Genomic DNA, 19,272 nt, shown 5'->3' with positions numbered 1-19,272 from the left:
TGCCGTGACGCCGGTCAGCGGCGACGCCGGCGCAGCAGCCCGGCGACCACCACCGCCGCGACCGTCGCGACGAGCCGGTTGACGTCGACGGCCGGCACCCAGCGCACGGCGCCGTCCCGGATCACGTAGGCACCGGCCGGCCGTGCCCCGAGGCCGAAACCACCACCCTCACCGGCGTCGCCGGCGCTGTCCTGCCCGCTGCCGGCGCCGCCACCGCCGCCGACCAGGGCGACCGGGATCACCGTCGTGCCGTCCCGCTCGACGGGTTCGCCGAAGACGCGCTGGACGTGCAGCGTGTCGCGGACGAGGTCGGTGATGCGTTGCAGTGGCACGGTGCGTCTCCTTCGTGGCTCGGCCCGAGTCTGCCGGCGCCAGCCGGCCGGCGCCGGTGCCAGAGGTCACGAGTTCGGCGCGAACGTGCCCGCAGTAGCCTGCCGGGGCGGGCGCGGGCGCGGGCGCAGACGCAGGCGCAGGCGTGAGCAGCGGTGAGCGGAGCGGACAATGGAGATCGAGGTGCGCCTGTTCGGCGGCCTGGCCGAGCGCGCCGGCGGCCAACGCACCCGGGTCGAGGTCGCCGACGACGCCACCGTTGCCGACCTGCGCTCGGCGTTGGCGGCGAAGCACCCGCCGTTGGCGCCGCTGCTGGCGCGGGTCAACGTGGCCGTCGACCTCGAGGTCGTCGACGAGCGCCATCCGCTGGCCGGCGCGCGTGAGGTGGCCGCGTTGCCTCCGGTGGCCGGCGGTGCCGCCGACGACCACGACGCCCCGCGGGTCCTGACCGGACTGCGCCGCCCGCCCCTGGCGGTCGAGGACGCGCTCGCCACGATCGCCACACCCGACGTCGGTGCCACGGCGGTGTTCCTCGGCACCGTCCGCGACCACGCCGGCGACCTCGACGACGTCGTGCGCCTCGACTACTCGGCCTACGAGGCGATGGCCGAGAAGGTGCTCGCCGACCTCGCCGCCGAGGTGGTCCGCGATCATCCGAGCGTGCGCGGCATCGCGCTGCTGCACAGCGTCGGCGCGTTGCCGGTGGGCGCCCACACCATCCTGGTGGCGTGCACGTCACCGCACCGGACCGCCGCCTTCGCCGCGTGCGAGGACGCCCTCGAGCGCGTCAAGGACCGCGTACCGGTGTTCAAGCGCGAGGTGACCGGTGACGGTGCCCACCGCTGGGTCGGTCTGCCCGACGCCTGACGCGGGAATGGCCCGGTCGTCGTCCGCCGTTGTCGTCCTACAGCCACCACACCAGCCGGCTCGCTCGCGGGTCGACGTCCTGTGCAGAGAGGTCCTCCATGATCGCGGTCACCGGCGCCACCGGAAACCTCGGCGGCCTCGTCGTCGCCGACCTGCTCGAACGGGGGGTTGCCCCGGCCGGGATCGTGGCCGTGGTCCGCTCCCGCGACCGGGCCGCGCACCTCGCCGCCGCCGGCGTGCAGGTGCGGGTCGCCGACTACGACGACCCGGTCGCGCTGGTGTCGGCGTTCACCGGCGTGGAGCGGCTGCTGCTCGTGTCGGGCAGCGAACCCGGCCGTCGCGTCGGACAGCACGGCAACGTGATCGACGCCGCGGTCGAGGCCGGCGTGCGCTCGCTGGCCTACACCAGCATCACGAAGGCCGAGACGTCCGGGATCGCGCTCGCCCCGGACCACCTCGCCACGGAGGACCTGCTGGCCGACGCCCCGCTGGCCACCACGGTCCTGCGCAACAACTGGTACTACGAGAACTACACCGCCGGGCTCGAGTCCACCCTGTCGCAGGGACAGCTGCTCAGCGCCACCGACGGGGCGAGCTTCAACCCGGCCGCGCGACCCGACCTGGCCGCCGCGGCGGCCGGCGTGCTCACCGGCGAGGGTCACGAGGGACGGATCTACGAGCTGGCGGGACCGTCCGTGACCCTCGCCAAGCTCGCCGCCACCATCGCGGAGACGAGCGGGACGCCGGTCACCGTGGTCGAGCTGCCCGCCCCGGCCTACCGCGAGGCGCTGCTGGCCGCCGGCCTGCCCGCGCCCGTCGCGGCGATGCTGGTCGACGCCGACGAGGGCATCGCGCGCGGCGACCTCGAGGTCGAGGAGTCCGATCTGGAGCGGCTGGTCGGCCGGCCGCTCATCCCCTTCGCCGAGGTCGTCCGCGCCGCCCTCTGACCCGCCGACCACGACCGCTGGCTCAACGCGGGTGGACGGTCAGCTCGACCGCCTTGACCGCCGCCCAGACCCCGACGCCCTCGGCCAGGCCGAGCTCGGCGACCGCGGCGTGCGTCACCTCGGCGACCACCGGGAACGGACCGTCGAGGTGGATGCGGACGCGGGCGCCCTCGACGTCCATGCCCTCGACGACCGCCCGCCAGGTGTTGCGCGGACTGCCGTGCGGCCGTTCGCGGTGCAGGGCGATCGCCTGCGGCGGGAACAGCACGTCGACCGGACCGTGGGCGGGCTCGGGAACGGTGAGCTGCGCCGCACCGACGGCGACGGTCGTGTCGGCGGCCTCGCCGGATAGCAGGTTGAGCCCCACCAGTCGGGCCACCCAGGGCGAACGCGGACGGCGTGCCACCTCGGCCGGCGTGCCGGACTGGCGGGTCCGGCCCTGTTCGAGCACCACCAGGCGGTCGGCCAGCGTCAGCGCCTCGACCGGGTCGTGGGTGACCACCACCACCGGCCCGTCGAAGGACTGCAGATGGCCCCGCAGCTCGCGGCGCACGTCCTTGCGGGTGTCCACGTCGAGCGCGGCCAGTGGCTCGTCGAGCAGCAGCATCGACGGGTCCCCTGCCAGCGCCCGGGCCAGCGCCACGCGCTGGGCCTGTCCGCCGGACAGCTCACGCGGCCGGTCCGCGGCCCGCTCGGCCAAGCCGACCCGCTCCAGCAGGCGCCGGGCCCGCTGGCGTGCCTCGGCCTTGGGCACCCCCCGCGCGCGCGGCCCGAAGGCGACGTTCTCCAGCACCGACAGGTGCGGGAACAGCAGGTAGTCCTGGAACACCACGCCGACGTCGCGGCCGGCGGCGGGCACACGTACCCCCTGCCGGGGGGCATCGACGACCCGGCCGGCGAGGGCGACCCGACCGGCGTCGATCGGGAGCAGCCCGGCGAGGCAGCGCAGCAGGGTCGACTTCCCGGCCCCGTTGGGACCGAGCAGCGCCACCACCTCGCCGTCGGCCACCTCGAGCGTCGTGTCGAGCACGAAGCCGCCACGCCGGACCCGGATCTCGGCCTCGACGCTCACGTCGGTCCCCACCGCGGTCTCATGCCCGCCCCCCGCCGCCGAGGTAGCGGTCGCGCAGGAGCACCAGCACCGCCACGGAGACGCCGAGCAGCACCATCGACAGCGCGATCGCGGTGTCGGCGTCCCGTTCGAGCTCGAGGTAGACCGCCAGCGGCACCGTCTGGGTGCGTCCGGGGAGGTTGCCGGCGAAGGTGATCGAGGCGCCGAACTCGCCCAGCGCCCGTGCCCAGGCCAGCGCCATGCCGGCCAGGAGCGAGGGCGCGAGCAGCGGCAGGGTCACCCGCCGGAAGACGGTCAGGCGTGAGGCCCCCAGGGTGGCGGCGGCGTCCTCGAGGCGACCGTCGACGGCCCGGAAGCCGGCCTCGACGGTGACGACCAGGAACGGCATGGCGACGAACGTGACCGCCAGGACGACGCCGAGCGTGGTGAACGGCAGGCTCACGCCGGTCCACCGCTCCAACGGTGCGCCGACGACGCCACGGCGACCGAAGGCGGTCAGCAGCGCGACGCCGCCGACGACCGGCGGCAGCACCATCGGCAGCACGCACAGCGCCCGCAGCAGCCGCTTGCCGGGGAAGTCCGTGCGTGCGAGCAGCCAGGCGAGCGGGACCCCGAGCACGACCGACAGCGCGAGCGACGCCAGGCTCGTGACCACCGACAGCCGCAGCGCCTGGAGCACTCGCGGCTCGCTCAGCAACGGACCGAGGCCGGACCACGGCGTGCGCAGCAGCAGGCCGAGCAGCGGCAGCAGGAACAGCGCCAGGCCGGCGACCAGGGCCAGGGCCACGAGGACCGCCAGGACCCGGTCCGCGCGTCGACCGTGGAACGGTTCGACGACCGGCCGCTCGGTGTCGGTGTCCGCATCGGCAGGGCGTTCGACGTGGCTCACGGCGCCTCGAACCCGTGACGACGCAGGACCGCCTGGCCGTCCTGCGAGCGCAGCAGGGAGACGAAGGCGTCGGCGGCGGCCGGGTTGGGCGCGTCGAGCAGTCGGGCGACCGGGTAGGTGGCGACGACGTTGGCCCCGTCGGGGATCACGACCCGTTCGACGCCGTCCCCGGCGGCGACCACGTCGCTCGCGTAGACGATGGCGGCGTCGGCCTCGCCCAGCCGCACCTTGCCCAGCGCGGCGCGCACGTCGAGCTCGAGGCTGGCGGGGGTCACCTCGACCCCGGCCCGCTCCAGCGCCTGTGCCGCGTACTGCCCGGCCGGCACCTGTGGCCCGGGCAGCACGAGCACGAGGTCGTCGTGCGCGAGGTCGGCGAGTCCGGTGATCCCGTGTGGGTTGCCCGGCTCGACGACGATCGCGAGGCGGTTGGCGGCGAACGGCTCGCGGGCGGCGACGCGACCCGTGTCCTCGACGAGGTCGAGCGCAGCGCCGCTGGCGGAGGCGAAGACGTCGGCCGGTGCGCCCTCGACCAGCTGCGCCGCCAACGTCTGCGAGCCGGCGAGGTTGGTCGTGACGGTCAGGTCGGGATGGCGGGCCTCGAGCCGACCGGCCAGCTCCTCGAAGGCGTCGGTGAGCGAGGCCGCGACGAAGACCACCAGCTCCCCGGTCAGCGGCTCGCTGCCCACGGCGCCGTCCGTGTCGGTGGTGTCGGGCTCCCCGGCCGTGGGCGACGTGACGCCGGCGTTGCAGGCGCTCAGCAGCGCCAGAGCGGCCAGCCAGGCGACCAGGACGCGCATCTAGGCGACCGCCAGGTCGTAGCCGGGCAGGACGGCCAGGCGCCGACGGAGGCGTGCGGAGGCGAGCACCTCACCGAGGACACGCGCACCCGGGTGGTCGGCGGCGCCGGCGTCGATCCACACCTCGACGCGGTGGGTCTCGAGCGGGCGGAACACCAGGCCGAGGGCCAGGGCGACCGGCTCGATCGTGACGGCCGGGACACCGGTGGTGGACGCCTGCCGTGCCGCGTCGAGGTGTCCCGTCGCGAGCGGGCCGGACGGCGTCGCGTGTCCCTCGTCCCGCAACGCCCGTTCGAAGGCGAGCTGCGCGCCCGCGCCGGCATCGCGTTGGACGACCGGGCCTCGGCCGGCCAGGGCCGCGTCGAGTCCGGCGGCCGCGCCCTCGGGGGCGGCCAACCCGGTCCGCCAGCTCGCCAGCGTCAGGCGGTGCACCCGGTCGGGGTGCACGGGCTGCGCCGGGTCGACGTCGTGGACGACGGCCGCGTGCGCGCGGCCGGTGACCAGGGCCAGTCGGGCGGCGGACGAGGAGGCCAGGACGGGCACCAGTCGGCCACCGCCGCGCCCGGGCCCGAGCCCGGCGACGACCCCGAGCGCGGGGTCACAACCGGCGACCAGGAAGCCGTCGGGCTCGGCGCCCGGGAGCAGCTCCACCCGCCCGTCGCGCACCACCGCGTCGGGGCTCGGCCAGACCTCCCCGTCGTTGAGCCCGGGCAGGGGCACGCACACGTGATGGTCACCGACCTGGGCGACCCGCACCGCCTGGCCGTCGGGCAGCTCACCGCCGAGCACGTGCAGCGCACGTGGTGGCCCCACCGACAGCAGGTCCTCGACCGTGGTGCCGAGCGCCGCCGCCAGCTTCGCCGCCGCGTCGACCCGCGGCAGATGGTGGCCGGCCTCCAGCGCTCCGAGCGACTGCCGGCTGATGCCGGCTCGATCGGCGAGCTCCGCCTGGCTCAGTGCCAGACCACGACGCCGCCGGCGTACCCGCCGTCCCAACCCCTCCGCGTCCACGACGTCCTCGCTGCCGTCCCACGCCGACTGCGCGGACATGCCGGTTGCCTGGCACAGGATGCCAGAGTCCTGGCTCCCCGTCAGCGCGGTCAGCCGCCGGCGGCGATGTCGGCGCGGTGGTGCATGCCGTCGAAGGTGATCCGGCCGACCGCGTCGTACGCGCGGGCACGGGCGTCGGCGACCGACGTGCCGCGGGCGGTCACGTTCAGCACGCGCCCCCCGGCGGTCACCAGCCGACCGTCCGCGTCGCGTCGGGTGCCCGCGTGGAAGACCTGGACACCGTCGAGCGCGTCGGCCTCCTCGACCCCGGTGATCGGCACGCCGGTCGGGTACGTGCCCGGATAGCCGCCGCTGGCCAGGACCACCGTGACCACGGCCGCGTCGTGCCAGCCGACGTCGAGCTCGCGGACCGACCCGGTGGCCGACGCGGCGAGCAGGTCGCCGAGATCGCTCGCGAGCCGCGGCAGGATCACCTGCGTCTCCGGGTCGCCGAACCGGGCGTTGAACTCGAGCAGCCGTGGGCCGGTCGCCGTGTCGACCAGGCCCGCGTACAGCAGCCCGCGGTAGGGGGTGCCGCGGTCGGCCAACTCGCGCAGCACCGGCAGGAACACCAGCTCGCGCAGCCGCTCGACGTCCTCGAGCGCGAAGCCCGGGACGGGCGTGAAGGCGCCCATGCCACCGGTGTTGCGCCCCTCGTCTCCGTCGAGGGCACGCTTGTAGTCCTGCGCCGGGGAGAGCAGCACCACGTCGGCGCCGTCACAGACACCGAACAGCGACCGTTCCGGGCCGTCGAGGAACTCCTCGACCACGAGGTTCGCGCCGGCCTCACCGAAGATGCGGCGCACCAGCGCGTCGTCGACCGCCTCGCGGGCCTCGTCGAGGTCGGTGCAGATGCGCACGCCCTTGCCGGCGGCCAGCCCGTCGGCCTTGATCACGTAGGGCGGGGCGAAGCGTTCGAGCGCGGCCTGGGCCTGGTCGCGGTCGGCGGTCGCGACGTAGCCGGCGGTCGGAGCGCCGGCGGCGACCATGATCTCCTTGGCGAACGCCTTGGAGCCCTCGATCCGGGCGCCGGCGGCGACCGGTCCGAACGCGGGGACGTCGCGCTGCTGCAGGTGGTCGACCACGCCCGCGACCAGCGGTGCCTCCGGACCGACGACGACCAGGTCGATCCGCCGTTCCTCGGCGAGCGTGGCGACAGCGACGGGGTCGGCCGGGTCGATGTCGTGCACCGGGCCGAGCTCGGCCAGGCCGGGGTTGCCCGGCGCGGACTCGACGACGTCGACCGACGGCGAGGTGGCCAGCCGCCACCCGAGCGCGTGCTCACGCCCGCCGCCACCGACCACCAGCACCCGCCTGCCCAACAACGTGCCTCGCCTCGACGTCCACGACCGGGGAGAGCCTACGCGCGCCGCGTCGGCCGCCCGTCCACAGGCCGCGGCCCTCCGCAGCGTCGGGATCGGAGCCGCCCGTCCGGATGCGTGTCTCCCGGAGCGGCACGGTGCACGCCAGGGAGGCGGCTCGCCACCGCAGGTCAGGAACCGGCGGCGGGCGGAACCAGCGGCACGTCGCGGCGGATCAGCGTCTGCGAACGCTTCGGCCCGACCGACACCCAGGTGATGGGTGTCTCCGCCTGCTCCTCGAGCAGGTCGACGTAGTCCCGGGCCTCCCGGGGCAGGTCGTCGTAGCGGGTGACCTCGGAGATGTCGGTCCCCCAGCCGGGAACGTCGGTCCACACCGGCTCGGCGTGGTGGAAGATCGACTGGTGCGGCGGGAAGTTGTGGAACTCCTCGCCGTCGTGGCGGTAGGCCGTGGCGACCTTCAACGTCTCGAACTCGCTGAGCACGTCGAGCTTGGTCAGGAAGATGTCGGTGAACCCGTTGACGCGGTTGGCGTAGCGGGCCAGGACCGCGTCGAACCAGCCCACGCGGCGCCGACGTCCGGTGGTGGTGCCGTACTCGCCGCCGACGTCGGTCATGCGCTCACCGACCTCGTCGAACAGCTCGGTCGGGAACGGGCCCGCGCCGACCCGGGTCACGTACGCCTTGGTGATCCCGATGACGCGGTCGACGTGTCGCGGTCCGAGCCCGGCACCGGTCAGCGCGCCGCCCGCGACCGGGTTCGAGGACGTGACGAACGGGTAGGTGCCGTGGTCGAGGTCGAGCAGCGTGCCCTGCGCGCCCTCGAGGATGATGTGCCGGCCGGCCTCGAGCGAGGTGTGGATGAGGTCGGTCGTGTCGGTCAGCGTGCCCCGCAGCCGCTCGGCGTAGCCGAGGTACTCCTCGGCGATCTCGTCGGCGTTCATCGGCAGACGGTTGTAGATCTTGGCCAGCTGCTCGTTCTTGTGCTCGAGCGCGGCCTCCAGCTTCTGCCGGAAGATCTTCTCGTCGAACAGGTCCTGGAAGCGCAGACCGATGCGGGCGGCCTTGTCGGCGTAGGCGGGGCCGATGCCGCGCTTGGTGGTGCCCAGCTTCGCCTTGCCCAGCCGCCGTTCGGTGAGCAGGTCGAGCTCGCGGTGGTAGGGCATGATCACGTGGGCGTTGCCGGAGATCTTCACCCGGGCGAACGCGTCGAGGCCGCGGGCCTCGAGCCCGTCGAGCTCCTCGAGCATGACCTCGGGGTCGACCACCACGCCGTCGCCGATGACCGGCGTGACGTGCGGGTAGAGGATCCCGCTCGGGATCAGGTGCAGCTTGAACACCTGGTCGCCGACGATGACGGTGTGGCCGGCGTTGTTGCCACCCTGGTAGCGCACGACCAGGTCGGTCGTGTCGGCGAGCAGGTCGGTGGCCTTGCCCTTGCCCTCGTCGCCCCACTGGGCGCCGACGATGATCGTCGCAGGCACGCTGTCGTCCTTCACACGAAAGTGGCGGAGCGCGCTGCCTTCCGGCACGACTCCGGCGGCCGGACCCCACACCGGGGATGCCAGGAACTGGCGGACCACCGTGTCGGGATCCTACCGGCCGGATCGGCGGCCGTGCTCAGCCCGGGCACCCGCTGGGGGTCGCGGGGCCGGACGGCGCTGGCCGGCCCGGTACTCGGACCGGCCCCGGGCCGCGTCAACGTGGGTCGCGCTCGTCGGCGCCGTCCTCGCGCCGATCGGGACGGCGCTCGCGCAACGCCGTGGCGGTTGTGCCCGTCCGTGCCGCGTCCGGGTCGGCGTCCGGGTCGGCGTCCGGGTCGGCGCGGTCGGGCGCCGCGGGACCGTCGCCCGGCTCGGTGTCCGTGACCGCCGCGTGCGCACCGCCACGCTCGTCGCGCCGGGCGGCGGACACGACCAGCACGAGTCCGAGCAGGACGAGCACCCCGGGCGCCAGCCACCGCAGGTCCGCGAGCGTGAGCAGCGCGAGGCCGGTCACGCCGAGCACCCCGACGGCGGCGAACATCGCGCCGAAGACGAAGGCGAGCAGGTCGAAACGGTGGGTACGCATCAGGACTCCGTTCCCGCGTCGAAGGTCGTGCCGTCGAGGTCGTCGAGGTCGTCGGTCGGGAACTCGTCGGTCGGGAGCTCCTCGGTCGGGAGCTGCTCGGGCCAGGACTCGTCGGACCGGTACTCCTCCGACCAGGCGCCGTCGGAGGAGGCGTCCTCGGACCGGCGCTCCCCCGTGGCGGACTCGTCGTCGAAGCCGTCTGGGGGAGCCTGTCCGTCGACCGGCAGCCGGTCGACGAACACCTGGCCGAGCCCCACCTCGACCTCGACGCGCAGGAGATGCTCGCTGCCGTCGACCTCGTCGACGACCTCGCGGTCGATGCCGACGCCGTCCGAGCGCAGGTCGATCAACCGCGCCTCGCCCGCCCCCAACCGGGCCACCACCTCGACGCTCACGTCCTCCGGGACCAGGACCTGCACGGTCCCGAACCCGACCTGCACCGCGACGTCGCGGTCCTCGGTGAACTCGATGCCCGAGAGGTCGAGGCGGAGCTCCCCCGCGCCGAGCTGGTAGCTGTCGCGGAGCGCATCGAGCTCCGCCGGGGACTCGAAGCGCTGACCGACGGACGGTCCCCCGGCCTCCATGCCGGCGAGGGACGGCTGCACCAACTGCAACAGCAGCACGACCGGCAGCAGGACCAGACCGGCGACGATCAGGCCCCGGGAGCGGCCGATCATGCTGCCGACCAGCAGCCCGAGACCGAGGACGAGCAGCGCGGCGGAGGCGATCTGCCCCGGACCGAGCGCGAGCACGTCGGCCACGGTCAGCAACCACAGCACCCCGACGGTCAGCACGGCTGCCCCGAGGGTGATCCGCGTCAGCGGATTGCGTCGCGGGGGCACCGGCGGCGGTGTCCAGGACGCTCCCCCGCCCCCGGCACCCCCCGGCGCGGACGGCGGTGGACCCTGCGGAGGTGGCCCCCACCCGGGCGGCGGCGGTTGCCAACCGTGTGGGGGTGGCAGCACCTGGGTGCTGCCCGGGCCGCCGCGCGGGAGCCCGCCGGGGCGATCGAGGCGGACCGTGTCGGTGCGCGTCGGGTCGTCGTTGCTCATGGTGGCCTCCGGAGGTGCCGGAACGGGTGAACCCGGGACGGTCGGAACGTTGGGCGCGGCGGCCGCGGACCAGCCGCCGGCGGACCCCGCACCCGGCGACGGAGCCGTCGGGGCGCTCGGGTACGGCGCCGGACCGGACGGGCCGTACGCGGTCGGGGGGCGGGGCTCGGCCGGGCGGTCGGCGTTGCGCCACAGGGCGATGCCGAAGGCGATCAGCACCAGCGGGACCATCACCGAGCGGTCCGCACCGATGCGCAGCAGGCCAGGACGGTCGAAGGGACCGTCGAGCAGCCACACCGCGCCGACGATCAGCGTGCCGATGCCGACCCAGAACAACGGGTCCCGACCGCCGAGATCGTCCCGGCGGGGGGCACGCGGAGCGGCCGCCTCGGCCGGGCTCTCCTCCGGCACGAAGATCCAGGCCAGCACGTAGGCGAGCAGGAACAGCCCCTGCGTGACCAGCACGAGCACGACGAACAGGATGCGCACCACCGCCACGTCGAGTCGGAGGTGGTCCGCGACGCCGGCGAGCACGCCGGCGAGGAGCTTGCCCTCCCGACGACGGCGCAGCACCGGACGCGGTGGCGCACCGCCGGGACCGGCGGGACCGGCGCTCCCGGGGCCGGCAGACCCTGCACCCGGACCCGGTCGCGACGACCAGGGCGGGCCGGAGGAGGGAGGCGGGACGTAGGACACGGCGACACTCGTCGGATCGGGGCCGGGGTGGGCCCCGGCAGCCGGCGGAGACCACCGGGGCCGGGGTCGTCCCACGGCCGGGGACGGCAACCAACGACCCCACGTTGCGCCTCCGCGGCGCCGCCGACCATCGGGGAGCACCCTGGCCCGACCCTGAGAGCCCGCTCACGGACCGGGGCAGGCCACCGTGCCGCTCGGGGTGCACGTGTGCGACGCTGGTGGCTCGGTCCCCGAGGTGTCCCCATCGACGAACGTGCCCACCGCCCGTCGCCGCCCCCGCGTGGGGCGGACGTCGCGGCGCCCGCGGACGGGGCGGACGTCGCGATGCCGGCGGACGGGGCGGACGTCGCGATGCCCGCGAGGGGGACGGACCCGGCGACGGGCACGAGCGACGTCGCGGCCGTACCGCCCTCGAACGGGTCGGACACGCGACCGCCGGCGGCCGGCACCGTCGGTGACCGGCGGCCGCCGCCCCCGCCGCCGTACGGCCCACCGACCGGCCGGCGTCCGGACGCGACCACGCTCGACGGCGTCATCGGCCGCGGCCGGGTCATCGGCGGTGTCGCGGCCGGCCTCGGCGCACGGCTGGGCGTCGACCCGGTCCTGATCCGGATCGCCTTCGTCGTGCTGAGCCTCGCCGGCGGCACCGGGGTCCTGCTCTACGGCGTGCTGTGGGCCTTCACCTCCGTCGCCGCCACCGGACCGGTCGACGCCCGACGCCCCGCCACCCTCCAGCAGGCGACCGCACTCGGGCTGATCACGCTCGGCGTGCTGTTCCTGCTGCGCTCGCTGGGTCTGTGGTTCGGTGACGCGCTGGTCCTCCCGGTGACGCTCGCGGCGGTCGGCTCCGCGATCGTGTGGACCCGCGGTGACGACGCCGACCGCAGCCGCTGGGCGCGCCTCGGTGGTCGGATCCCCGGCGGCCACGCCCTGGTCAGCGTCACCGCCGGTCCGGCCTCACCGGTGCGGCTGCTGATCGGTTCCCTGCTCGTCGCCGGTGCGGTGGCCGGCTTCCTCGCCGCCCAGGACGGCCTCGGTGCCCTCTCCGACCTCGGGTTCGCCGTCCTCGCCGCGCTCGGCGGCCTGGCGTTGCTGTTCGGCCCGTGGCTGTGGCGCCTGGTCGACCAGCTCGGCCTCGAGCGCCGCGAGCGGATCCGACAGGAGGAGCGCGCCGAACTCGCCGCGCACCTGCACGACTCCGTGCTGCAGACCCTTGCCCTGATCCAACGCAGCGCCGACCAGCCGCGCCGCATGGTCGCGCTCGCCCGCCGCCAGGAACGCGAGCTGCGCGGCTGGCTCTACGGCCAGCGCGACGGCCAACGTGACGGCCAACGTGCCGCCCTCGACGAGCCCGCCGACCTCGCTGCCGCCGTCGACCAGATCGTCGAGGAGGTCGAGGCCGTCCACGACCTGCAGGTCGACGTCGTGGTCGTCGGCGACGCCCCGATCGACGAGCGCGTCCGGGCCCTGCTCGCCGCGATGCGCGAAGCCTGCGTGAACGTCGCCAAGCACGCCGGCGTCCCCACCGCCTCCGTCTACGTCGAGGTGGAACGCGACCAGGTCACCGCGTTCGTCCGTGACCGGGGCGCCGGCTTCGAACTGGGCCGCGTCCCCGACGACCGGCGTGGCGTGCGCGACTCGATCATCGGCCGGCTCGACCGCCACGGCGGGCACGGACGGGTCTGGTCCCGCCCCGGCGAGGGCACCGAGATCGAGCTGTGCGTCCCCCGCCCCCGCCCCGCCTCCCCGCACCACCACCCGTCACCGGAGCAGCAGGCATGACCCGCGCCATCCGCGTCTTCCTCGTCGACGACCACCGGCTGTTCCGCGCCGGCGTGCGCGCCGAGCTCGGCCCCCACGTCACCATCGTCGGTGACGCCGGCGACGTCGACACCGCCATCCAGGGCATCCGTCAGACCAAGCCGGACGTGGTGCTGCTCGACGTCCACATGCCCGGCGGGGGCGGCCGGGCCGTGCTCCAGGCCGTCCACGAGACCACGCCCGACGTCCGCTTCCTCGCCCTGTCGGTCTCCGACGCCGCCGAGGACGTCATCGCCGTGATCCGCGCCGGCGCGCGCGGCTACGTCACCAAGACCATCTCCCCCGACGACCTCGTCAACGCCATCGGGCGCATCCACCAGGGCGACGCGGTGTTCTCGCCCCGGCTGGCCGGCTTCGTGCTGGACGCCTTCGCCGGTGAACTGCCGCCCGGCGTGAGCAGCGAGGACCCCGAACTCGACCAGCTCACCACCCGCGAGAAGGAGGTCCTGCGCCACATCGCCCGCGGTTACACCTACAAGGAGGTCGCGAGCCGGCTCTACATCTCCGTCAAGACCGTCGAGACCCACGTCTCCGCCGTGCTGCGCAAGCTCCAGCTGTCCAACCGCCACGAGCTCACCGCCTGGGCCGCCGGTCGCGACCTGCTCTGAGACGGCTCGGCCGCGGGTTCCCGGCGGTTGCTCACGACGGGTGCGAACGCGTGATGCCTCGGCGTCGGCGGTTCCTCGCGCCATCCCGTGGAGCCGTGGAAGAGCTCACTCGCTCCACGACTCCACGGATGCGGATCCGGGCCGCGCGAAGACGCCATGCGTGGAGCCGTGGATCATCCCATTCGTTCCACGACTCCACGGATGCGGATCCGGGCCGCGCGAAGACGTCACGCGTGGACGAGCCGGGGCGGGCGGCGGGGGCAGCCGACGGTGCCGAGGCTGGCGGCGGGGGGTCAGCCGACGGTGCCAGGGCTGGCGGCGGGGGGTCGGCCGACGGTGCCAGGGCGGGCGGCGGGGGTCAGTCGACGGTGCCGGGGCGGGCGACGACGAGGCCGAGCAGCAGCTGCGGGAGCTGCAGGCCGATCAGCACCAGCAACGGTGGCGTCCACGATCCGGTCGCGTCGTGCAGCAGGCCGATCGCGAACGGACCGCCGGCCGCGATGAGGTAGCCCACACCCTGGCTGAGTGCCGACAGTCGCGCCGTGCCCTCCGCCGAGCGCGCCCGCAGCCCGATCAGCACCAGTGCCAGGGGGAAGGCGCCCATGCCGATGCCGAGCAGGGTCGCCCACAGCGCCGGCAGCACCGTCGGCACCAGCAGCAGACCGACCAGGGCGGCAAGGGCCAACAGGCTCAGACCGACGACGAAGACGCGCTGGTCCTCGCGGCGGGCGGCGAGTTCGGGCATCACCACGCTCACCGGTGCGCCGAGGACCATCACCCACGCGAGCAGCAGCCCTGCCGTGGTCGGGTCGACGCCGGCGTCCTGGTAGATCGACGGCAGCCAGCCCATCACCACGTAGGCCGCGAGGCTCTGCAGGCCGAAGTAGCCGGCCAGCGCCCAGGCCCGCGGATGCCGGTGGACCCGGGCGGCGGCCGGCGACCACCGTGCCCCGGCACCCTCGTCGCGCACCGGATCGTCCGGGGCATCGACCGCGGCGGCGCCGGCGGACCCCGCGCGCGAGGGGACCCGACCACCCGGCGCGTCGTCCGCACTGCGACGCCGGGCCAGCAGCCACACCGGTACGGCGAACAGCGGCGGCAGCGCCCACACGCCCAGCCCCACCCGCCAACTCCCGAACGCCTCCGCCACCGGGACCGACGCGGCGGCCGCCGCCGCCGTGCCCAGCGCCAGCGCCATCGAGTACAGCCCGGTGGCCCGACCGACGTGGCGCGGGAACCACCGCTTCACCGCCACCGGCAGCAGCACGTTGCCCACGCCCATGCCGCCCAGCGCCGGGACGGTCCACCACAGCACCAGCAGCGGGTCGTCCACCAGCACCCGGGCGAGCAGGCTGACCGAGGTCACCAGCATCGCCGCGACCAGCACCAGGGCCGTGTCACGCCGCCTCGCCCACCGGCCGACCAGCAGCCCGAACACCCCGAAGCAGACCGGTGGCAGGCTCGTCACGACGCCGGCCAACGCCGAGGGCATGCCGATGTCCTGGCGCAGGGCCGGCAGCAACGCGCCGAAGCTGCTGGCGGCGGGCCGCAGGTTCAGGGCCGTGACGAAGACGGCCGTGCCAGCCAACCAGCCGAGCTGGCGCGCCCGGGTCCGGCGACGGTCGTCGTCCACCTAGCGGTGCACGTCCGGGTCGTGCTGCACGACCCGGGTCCGCACGGTGGCGATCGCCGCCCCGGACAGGATCCCGCTGCGACCGAACAGGCGGCCGCGCTCCCAGTTGGACAGGCCGAGCTCCGGGGTCCCCAGCGCGTACTGCCCGTCCACCCAGCGGGTGAAGCCCGTGCCGAGGTAGGGCGCCTCGGCGAGCTGCCAGGCCCGCTCGAGGTCGGCCGGATCCTCGGAGAGCACCGAGAGCACGAACCGGGGACTGTGGGCGTTGAACAGCCGCAGCGCGTCGTCGAGGTCGTCCACGACGGCGAGGGTCACCTCGGGACTGTCCTCCCACTCCCACTCGTCGCCGAGCCGGTCCTCGTCGAGCAGCTCGGCCTGCGGCTCGTCGACCTCCCCGCCGGCGCGGGCGATCGGCACGACGGTGGAGAACCGCTCGGCCGGCACGTGCGCGCGGGCGGTGGGCAGCACGTGCAGCTTGGCCGCGGTCCCGCGCGCCTCGGCGGCGGCGTCGAGCGCGGCGAGGAACGCCGGCACCAGTTCGTCGGCGCGCTCGCGCACGACGCAGCAGACGTTGAGGGTGTTGCAGACCTTGCGGTCCAGCGAGGCCCGTACCGCCGCGGTGAAGCGGTCGGCATCGGCGGCTGCGGTGGCGACCATCCAGGCCCCACCGGTGCCGTGGGCCGAGACGTCGTTGCCGGCCTGCTGGGCCACGGCCGACAGCTGCCGCACGGCCTCGCCCGATCCGCGCGCCACGGCGAGCGCGAGCCGTGGGTCACCGAACAGCGCCCACCCGGCCGCGTGCGAGGGCGCATCGACCAGCGCGGCGGCTCCCGGCGGCAGGCCCGCGGCCGTCAACGCCGGGTCCAGCGCGTGCTCGACGATGGCGCGGGCGGTGCGCAGCGCGTCCGACCCGATGCGGAACACCACCGTGTTGCCGCCCCGCAGCACGCCGCAGGCGTCGGCGAAGACGTTGGGACGGCCCTCGAACACGAACGCGACCACGCCGAGCCGGTCGCTGACCTGCTCGAGGGTCCACCCGTCGTGCTCGGAGGTCTCGAGGACGCGACCCCGCGTGCCCGGCACGTCGGTCCAGGCGCGCAGACCGGCGATCATGTCGGCCCGCATCCGGTCGGTCAGCACCAGCCGGGTCGTGGAGCGCCCCCGCTCGCGGGCGGCGGCCACGTCGGCGGCGTTGGCGGCCGCGATCGGCGCGTAGCGCTCGTCGTCGGCCAGGTGATCGGCGAACGACCGGTAGAAGGCGTCGACCGCGCTGTCGTCGACGTCGCCCATGGCGCCGAAGGCCGCCGCGGCCGCGTCGACCGCGGCGGCGGCCGCCGCGCGGTCCCCGGCCGGTACGTGCAGCACCTCGCCGGTGTCCTGCAGCACCACCAGGGCGTCACCGGGCACGAACGCCTCGGCGAGCGCTTCGGGGACGACGGTGACACGGTCGCCGCCGAAGACCAGCGGTTGACCGGGCGTGAGCGTGGAGAGTGGTTGGACGTCCATGGCGGGCACCGTAGCCTGACCCCGCTCTTCCGCCCGTCCACCTCGCCGGTCGGGGACGAACCTCGACCGAACCGGTTGTCGACTCGCAGGACCTGTTGTCTCGTGCCCGACGTTCGTGCCGTGCTGCGCATCGGTGAGGTGTCCCGCCGCACCGGCGTCGCCGTGCCCACGCTGCGCGCGTGGGAGCGTCGGTACGGACTGCTGGCCCCCGAGCGCACGGAGGGCGGCCACCGGCTCTACCGCGACACCGACGTCGACCGTGTGCGTGCCATGCAGCGGCTGCTCGTCGAGGGTTGGTCGGCGGCCGCCGCGGCCCGTGAGGTCCTGCGCGAGCCCGCCACCGTCACCCCGCTGCGACCGGTCCCCGGCTTCGGGTCGGCGGCGCTGTCGCTGGTGGAGCGCCTCGAGGCCGCCATCGACCGCTTCGACGCCCTGGCCGCCGACGCGGTGGTCGACGACGTCTTCGCGCGCTTCGAGGTGCCGCGCGCCCTCGACGAGGTGTTCCTGCCGGTGCTGCGCCGCGTGGGCGAGGGGTGGCAGGACGACCCGCGGGTCATCGCGCGGGAGCACTTCGCGACCAACACGTTGCGCCCCCGGCTGCAGCGACTGCTGCGGTCGTCGGCCCGGGGCGCCGGCCGCAGTCTGCTGGCGGCGGCCCCGGAGGCCGAGGAGCACGACCTCGGGTTGCTGGCCGCCGCGGCGGCCGCCGCCGACGCCGGCTGGCAGGTGCACTACCTCGGCGCGCGCACGCCCACGGCCGCGATGGAGCGGGGGGCGGAGCAACTCGTCCCCGACGTCGTGCTGGTCGGGGCGGTGTTCCGGGAGCGGGCGGAGGCGTTCCTGGCCGACCGCCCGTCCTTCCCGGGTGCGGGAATCGTGCTCGGGGGCACCGGCTTCGTGGCCGCCGACGTGACGGGGCTGCCCAACGCCGTGGTGCACCGGGGTTCGATCGTCGACCTGCCCGCCAGCCTCGAGACGGCGCTGCGGGCGCGCGACGACGTGGTCTGAGCCGACCGGTCACAGCCGCTCGCCGGTCGCGGATCGACGGCCGCTGCCGGCGCGACCGGTGTCAGCGGCTGATGCGGAACTTGATGCGGACGTGGGTGTGGTACTCGCTGATCGCGCCGTCCTCGACCACGGCGGACGTGTCGAGCACGTTGAAGCCCTCCACGTTGCGCAGGGTCTTGGTGGCCTCGTCGAGCGCCTTGTGCGCCGCGTCGCGCCAGGACTCGGTGGACACGCCGACCAGATCGATCGTCTTGATGACCGCCATCTCGGAAACGCTCCTCGCTCCGTCGTGCCCGACTGCAGGGTCACGTCGCCTCACGGGTCGCGGACGCGACCCGTCGTCGGTTCGGGTGCTACGCCCCGGCGCGTCCCCGGGCCACCGTGACCGCCCGCCGCAGCCGTTCGGCGATCGCCGTGGCGGCGGCGTCGTCGTCCAGGCCCGCCGAGCGGCGCTGCGCGACGACATCCGACCAGATCGAGGGCCCCAACACGAAACCGCGGTAGCCGTCGACCGCACCGGCGACCCGCAGCGACGGCATCGGGTCGCCCTCGGGGGTGGATTCGTCGCGGACGAGCACGCCGACCCGGTCGCGTCCGGCGTCCCGCACGAGCTCGGCGACGGCCTGCGCCTCGTCGGCGGTGCGCGGGCCGGGCAGCGCCCACAGGTCCACCTCGATGCCGACCTCGCGGACCTCGCGGACCGCCTTGAGGATGGCGTCGGTGCGTCCGGCGGCGTCGAGCCCGTCGAGTCCCGGGACGTCGAGGTCGAGCAGCAGGGACCGGCCGGTCTCGTGCAGCCAGGTCGCCAGGCGGGTCAGCTCGAGCGCCTGTGCCTTCTTGGCGGCCGGGTCGACGTCGGGGCCCCAGCGGACCTCGACCTGCACGACGCTCGGTCCGAAGCGCTCCACGTAGGCGCCGAAGTCGTCGCCGGGCCCGAGCCGGAAGTCCTCGGCGTCGCTGCTCAGCGGCAGCACCAGTTCGACCGCCTCACCGGCGACCCGCTCGGCCAGGCCGCCCAACGCGTCCGCGTCGACGAGGACGGCGAGCTCGCCCGGCTCCGCGTCGCTGCCGACGGCGGCGAGCTGGCCGACCGCCCGCCAGACGACGGCAGCCGCGTCCGCGTCGAGTGCCTCGGCGCCCCGGTGCTCGAGTCGCACCGCGAACAACGCCCGGTCGTAGCCGAACTCCATGGGGACCCGCTTCCTGGTCGCGACGGCGGCCGAGCGTAGTGAGCCCGCCGCGCCCGACCGTGACGGTGGCCGCACCCCCGGACGGGGGCCGCCGACGTCGGCGACGCCTCAACGCAGCAGCCACGTCACCGACATGCCGACGACCATGGCGAGGGCGGCCACGACCGCGGCGGGCATGCCCAGTCGGCTGCCCTTGACATGGGCGATCAGCCCGAGTGCCATGCCCAGCGGCCCGAGGAACACCTCGGCGTAGCTGACGACGCTCAACACCGCGCACACCAGGGCGAGCAGCGCCAGGGGCGTCGCGAACCGCGGTGAGGCCTGCACCGGCGCGAACGGGTCGCGGTCGGTGGACGGAGGCGCGGAGTCGACCACGGCGCGTGCCCTCGGGTGCTCGAGATGTTCCGGTCCGCGAGG

Annotated in this window: 19 protein-coding genes; 5 read left to right on the top strand and 14 right to left on the bottom strand. The window is 75.0% G+C overall.

Features of this window, described 5'->3' with window-relative positions; translation table 11 throughout:
* Positions 1 to 14: 14 nt before the first annotated feature.
* Positions 15 to 332: a spore germination protein GerW family protein gene (locus ELR47_RS02190; protein ID WP_130648402.1), complete on the bottom strand. Its 318-nt coding sequence runs from the start codon at positions 330 to 332 to the stop codon at positions 15 to 17.
* A 169-nt stretch (positions 333 to 501) separates the two neighbouring features.
* Between ELR47_RS02190 and ELR47_RS02185 the strand changes: the two genes are divergently transcribed.
* Positions 502 to 1,197, top strand: a complete 696-nt coding sequence (locus ELR47_RS02185; RefSeq protein WP_130648401.1) for a molybdenum cofactor biosynthesis protein — start codon at positions 502 to 504, stop codon at positions 1,195 to 1,197.
* Between the two features lie 98 nt (positions 1,198 to 1,295).
* A complete protein-coding gene (locus ELR47_RS02180) occupies positions 1,296 to 2,144 on the top strand; it encodes an NAD(P)H-binding protein (RefSeq protein ID WP_130648400.1) in 849 nt (282 codons plus the stop codon).
* 22 nt (positions 2,145 to 2,166) lie between these two features.
* Here ELR47_RS02180 and ELR47_RS02175 read toward each other — a convergent pair whose 3' ends face one another.
* The 8 genes from ELR47_RS02175 to ELR47_RS02140 all read right to left on the bottom strand — a co-directional run bounded on the left by ELR47_RS02175 (position 2,167) and on the right by ELR47_RS02140 (position 10,966).
* Complete coding sequence (locus tag ELR47_RS02175; protein WP_130648399.1) at positions 2,167 to 3,216, bottom strand: ABC transporter ATP-binding protein; 1,050 nt, start codon at positions 3,214 to 3,216, stop codon at positions 2,167 to 2,169.
* Positions 3,217 to 3,235: 19 nt separating this feature from the next.
* Positions 3,236 to 4,105, bottom strand: coding sequence for an ABC transporter permease (locus ELR47_RS02170; protein WP_130648398.1), 870 nt, complete (start codon positions 4,103 to 4,105; stop codon positions 3,236 to 3,238).
* Positions 4,102 to 4,902 carry a molybdate ABC transporter substrate-binding protein gene (modA, locus tag ELR47_RS02165; RefSeq protein ID WP_130648397.1) on the bottom strand — a complete coding sequence of 267 codons (801 nt, stop codon included), beginning with the start codon at positions 4,900 to 4,902 and terminating at the stop codon, positions 4,102 to 4,104. Before modA ends, ELR47_RS02170 begins: the two co-directional genes overlap by 4 nt.
* Positions 4,903 to 5,952 carry a helix-turn-helix domain-containing protein gene (locus ELR47_RS02160; protein WP_130648396.1) on the bottom strand — a complete coding sequence of 350 codons (1,050 nt, stop codon included), beginning with the start codon at positions 5,950 to 5,952 and terminating at the stop codon, positions 4,903 to 4,905. It abuts the gene before it with no gap.
* Positions 5,953 to 6,002: 50 nt separating this feature from the next.
* A complete protein-coding gene (purD, locus tag ELR47_RS02155) occupies positions 6,003 to 7,277 on the bottom strand; it encodes a phosphoribosylamine--glycine ligase (protein WP_229730439.1) in 1,275 nt (424 codons plus the stop codon).
* A gap of 167 nt (positions 7,278 to 7,444) precedes the next feature.
* A complete protein-coding gene (locus ELR47_RS02150; protein WP_130648395.1) occupies positions 7,445 to 8,755 on the bottom strand; it encodes an adenylosuccinate synthase in 1,311 nt (436 codons plus the stop codon).
* Between the two features lie 214 nt (positions 8,756 to 8,969).
* Positions 8,970 to 9,341 (bottom strand): hypothetical protein, encoded by a 372-nt coding sequence (locus ELR47_RS02145; RefSeq protein WP_130648394.1) that lies wholly within the window; start codon positions 9,339 to 9,341, stop codon positions 8,970 to 8,972.
* A complete protein-coding gene (locus tag ELR47_RS02140; RefSeq protein WP_165403795.1) occupies positions 9,341 to 10,966 on the bottom strand; it encodes a PspC domain-containing protein in 1,626 nt (541 codons plus the stop codon). The genes ELR47_RS02145 and ELR47_RS02140 overlap by 1 nt, the downstream gene beginning before the upstream one ends.
* 474 nt (positions 10,967 to 11,440) lie before the next feature.
* On the opposite strand from ELR47_RS02140, the gene ELR47_RS02135 reads away from it, so the two are divergent.
* Together ELR47_RS02135 and ELR47_RS02130 are read left to right on the top strand one after the other, a co-directional pair.
* A complete protein-coding gene (locus tag ELR47_RS02135) occupies positions 11,441 to 12,871 on the top strand; it encodes an ATP-binding protein (protein ID WP_130648392.1) in 1,431 nt (476 codons plus the stop codon).
* Positions 12,868 to 13,518: a response regulator gene (locus tag ELR47_RS02130; protein WP_130648391.1), complete on the top strand. Its 651-nt coding sequence runs from the start codon at positions 12,868 to 12,870 to the stop codon at positions 13,516 to 13,518. Before ELR47_RS02135 ends, ELR47_RS02130 begins: the two co-directional genes overlap by 4 nt.
* Positions 13,519 to 13,876: 358 nt before the next feature.
* Here the strand turns inward: ELR47_RS02130 and ELR47_RS02125 are convergent, their stop codons facing one another.
* Both ELR47_RS02125 and ELR47_RS02120 read right to left on the bottom strand, forming a co-directional pair.
* The gene (locus ELR47_RS02125) at positions 13,877 to 15,151 is read right to left on the bottom strand and encodes an MFS transporter (protein ID WP_130648390.1); all 1,275 of its coding nucleotides are present in this window, start codon (positions 15,149 to 15,151) and stop codon (positions 13,877 to 13,879) included.
* Complete coding sequence (locus ELR47_RS02120; RefSeq protein WP_130648389.1) at positions 15,152 to 16,657, bottom strand: aldehyde dehydrogenase family protein; 1,506 nt, start codon at positions 16,655 to 16,657, stop codon at positions 15,152 to 15,154. It abuts the gene before it with no gap.
* A 102-nt stretch (positions 16,658 to 16,759) separates the two neighbouring features.
* On the opposite strand from ELR47_RS02120, the gene ELR47_RS02115 reads away from it, so the two are divergent.
* Positions 16,760 to 17,665 (top strand): MerR family transcriptional regulator, encoded by a 906-nt coding sequence (locus ELR47_RS02115; protein ID WP_165403794.1) that lies wholly within the window; start codon positions 16,760 to 16,762, stop codon positions 17,663 to 17,665.
* Between the two features lie 61 nt (positions 17,666 to 17,726).
* On the opposite strand, the gene ELR47_RS02110 is transcribed toward ELR47_RS02115, so the two are convergent.
* The 3 genes from ELR47_RS02110 to ELR47_RS02100 all read right to left on the bottom strand — a co-directional run bounded on the left by ELR47_RS02110 (position 17,727) and on the right by ELR47_RS02100 (position 19,230).
* Positions 17,727 to 17,930: a dodecin family protein gene (locus tag ELR47_RS02110; protein WP_130648387.1), complete on the bottom strand. Its 204-nt coding sequence runs from the start codon at positions 17,928 to 17,930 to the stop codon at positions 17,727 to 17,729.
* Between the two features lie 88 nt (positions 17,931 to 18,018).
* The gene (locus tag ELR47_RS02105) at positions 18,019 to 18,855 is read right to left on the bottom strand and encodes a 2-deoxy-5-keto-D-gluconate 6-phosphate aldolase domain-containing protein (RefSeq protein WP_130648386.1); all 837 of its coding nucleotides are present in this window, start codon (positions 18,853 to 18,855) and stop codon (positions 18,019 to 18,021) included.
* Between the two features lie 108 nt (positions 18,856 to 18,963).
* Positions 18,964 to 19,230: a hypothetical protein gene (locus tag ELR47_RS02100; protein WP_130648385.1), complete on the bottom strand. Its 267-nt coding sequence runs from the start codon at positions 19,228 to 19,230 to the stop codon at positions 18,964 to 18,966.
* Positions 19,231 to 19,272: the final 42 nt, after the last annotated feature.

The organism is Egicoccus halophilus (assembly GCF_004300825.1).
Classification (GTDB): domain Bacteria; phylum Actinomycetota; class Nitriliruptoria; order Nitriliruptorales; family Nitriliruptoraceae; genus Egicoccus; species Egicoccus halophilus.
The sequence above is the reverse complement of the archived record's forward strand: the minus strand, read 5'-3'. Positions and strand labels throughout refer to the sequence as shown.

Excerpts from the sequence above, each read along its gene's own strand:
- ELR47_RS02185 (WP_130648401.1), top strand. The coding sequence starts at position 502 with ATGGAGATCGAGGTGCGCCTGTTCGGCGGCCTGGCCGAGCGCGCCGGC.
- ELR47_RS02180 (WP_130648400.1), top strand. The coding sequence starts at position 1,296 with ATGATCGCGGTCACCGGCGCCACCGGAAACCTCGGCGGCCTCGTCGTC.
- modA (WP_130648397.1), bottom strand. The coding sequence starts at position 4,902 with ATGCGCGTCCTGGTCGCCTGGCTGGCCGCTCTGGCGCTGCTGAGCGCC.
- ELR47_RS02160 (WP_130648396.1), bottom strand. The coding sequence starts at position 5,952 with ATGTCCGCGCAGTCGGCGTGGGACGGCAGCGAGGACGTCGTGGACGCG.
- ELR47_RS02145 (WP_130648394.1), bottom strand. The coding sequence starts at position 9,341 with ATGCGTACCCACCGTTTCGACCTGCTCGCCTTCGTCTTCGGCGCGATG.
- ELR47_RS02135 (WP_130648392.1), top strand. The coding sequence starts at position 11,441 with ATGCCCGCGAGGGGGACGGACCCGGCGACGGGCACGAGCGACGTCGCG.
- ELR47_RS02130 (WP_130648391.1), top strand. The coding sequence starts at position 12,868 with ATGACCCGCGCCATCCGCGTCTTCCTCGTCGACGACCACCGGCTGTTC.
- ELR47_RS02120 (WP_130648389.1), bottom strand. The coding sequence starts at position 16,657 with ATGGACGTCCAACCACTCTCCACGCTCACGCCCGGTCAACCGCTGGTC.
- ELR47_RS02110 (WP_130648387.1), bottom strand. The coding sequence starts at position 17,930 with ATGGCGGTCATCAAGACGATCGATCTGGTCGGCGTGTCCACCGAGTCC.
- ELR47_RS02105 (WP_130648386.1), bottom strand. The coding sequence starts at position 18,855 with ATGGAGTTCGGCTACGACCGGGCGTTGTTCGCGGTGCGACTCGAGCAC.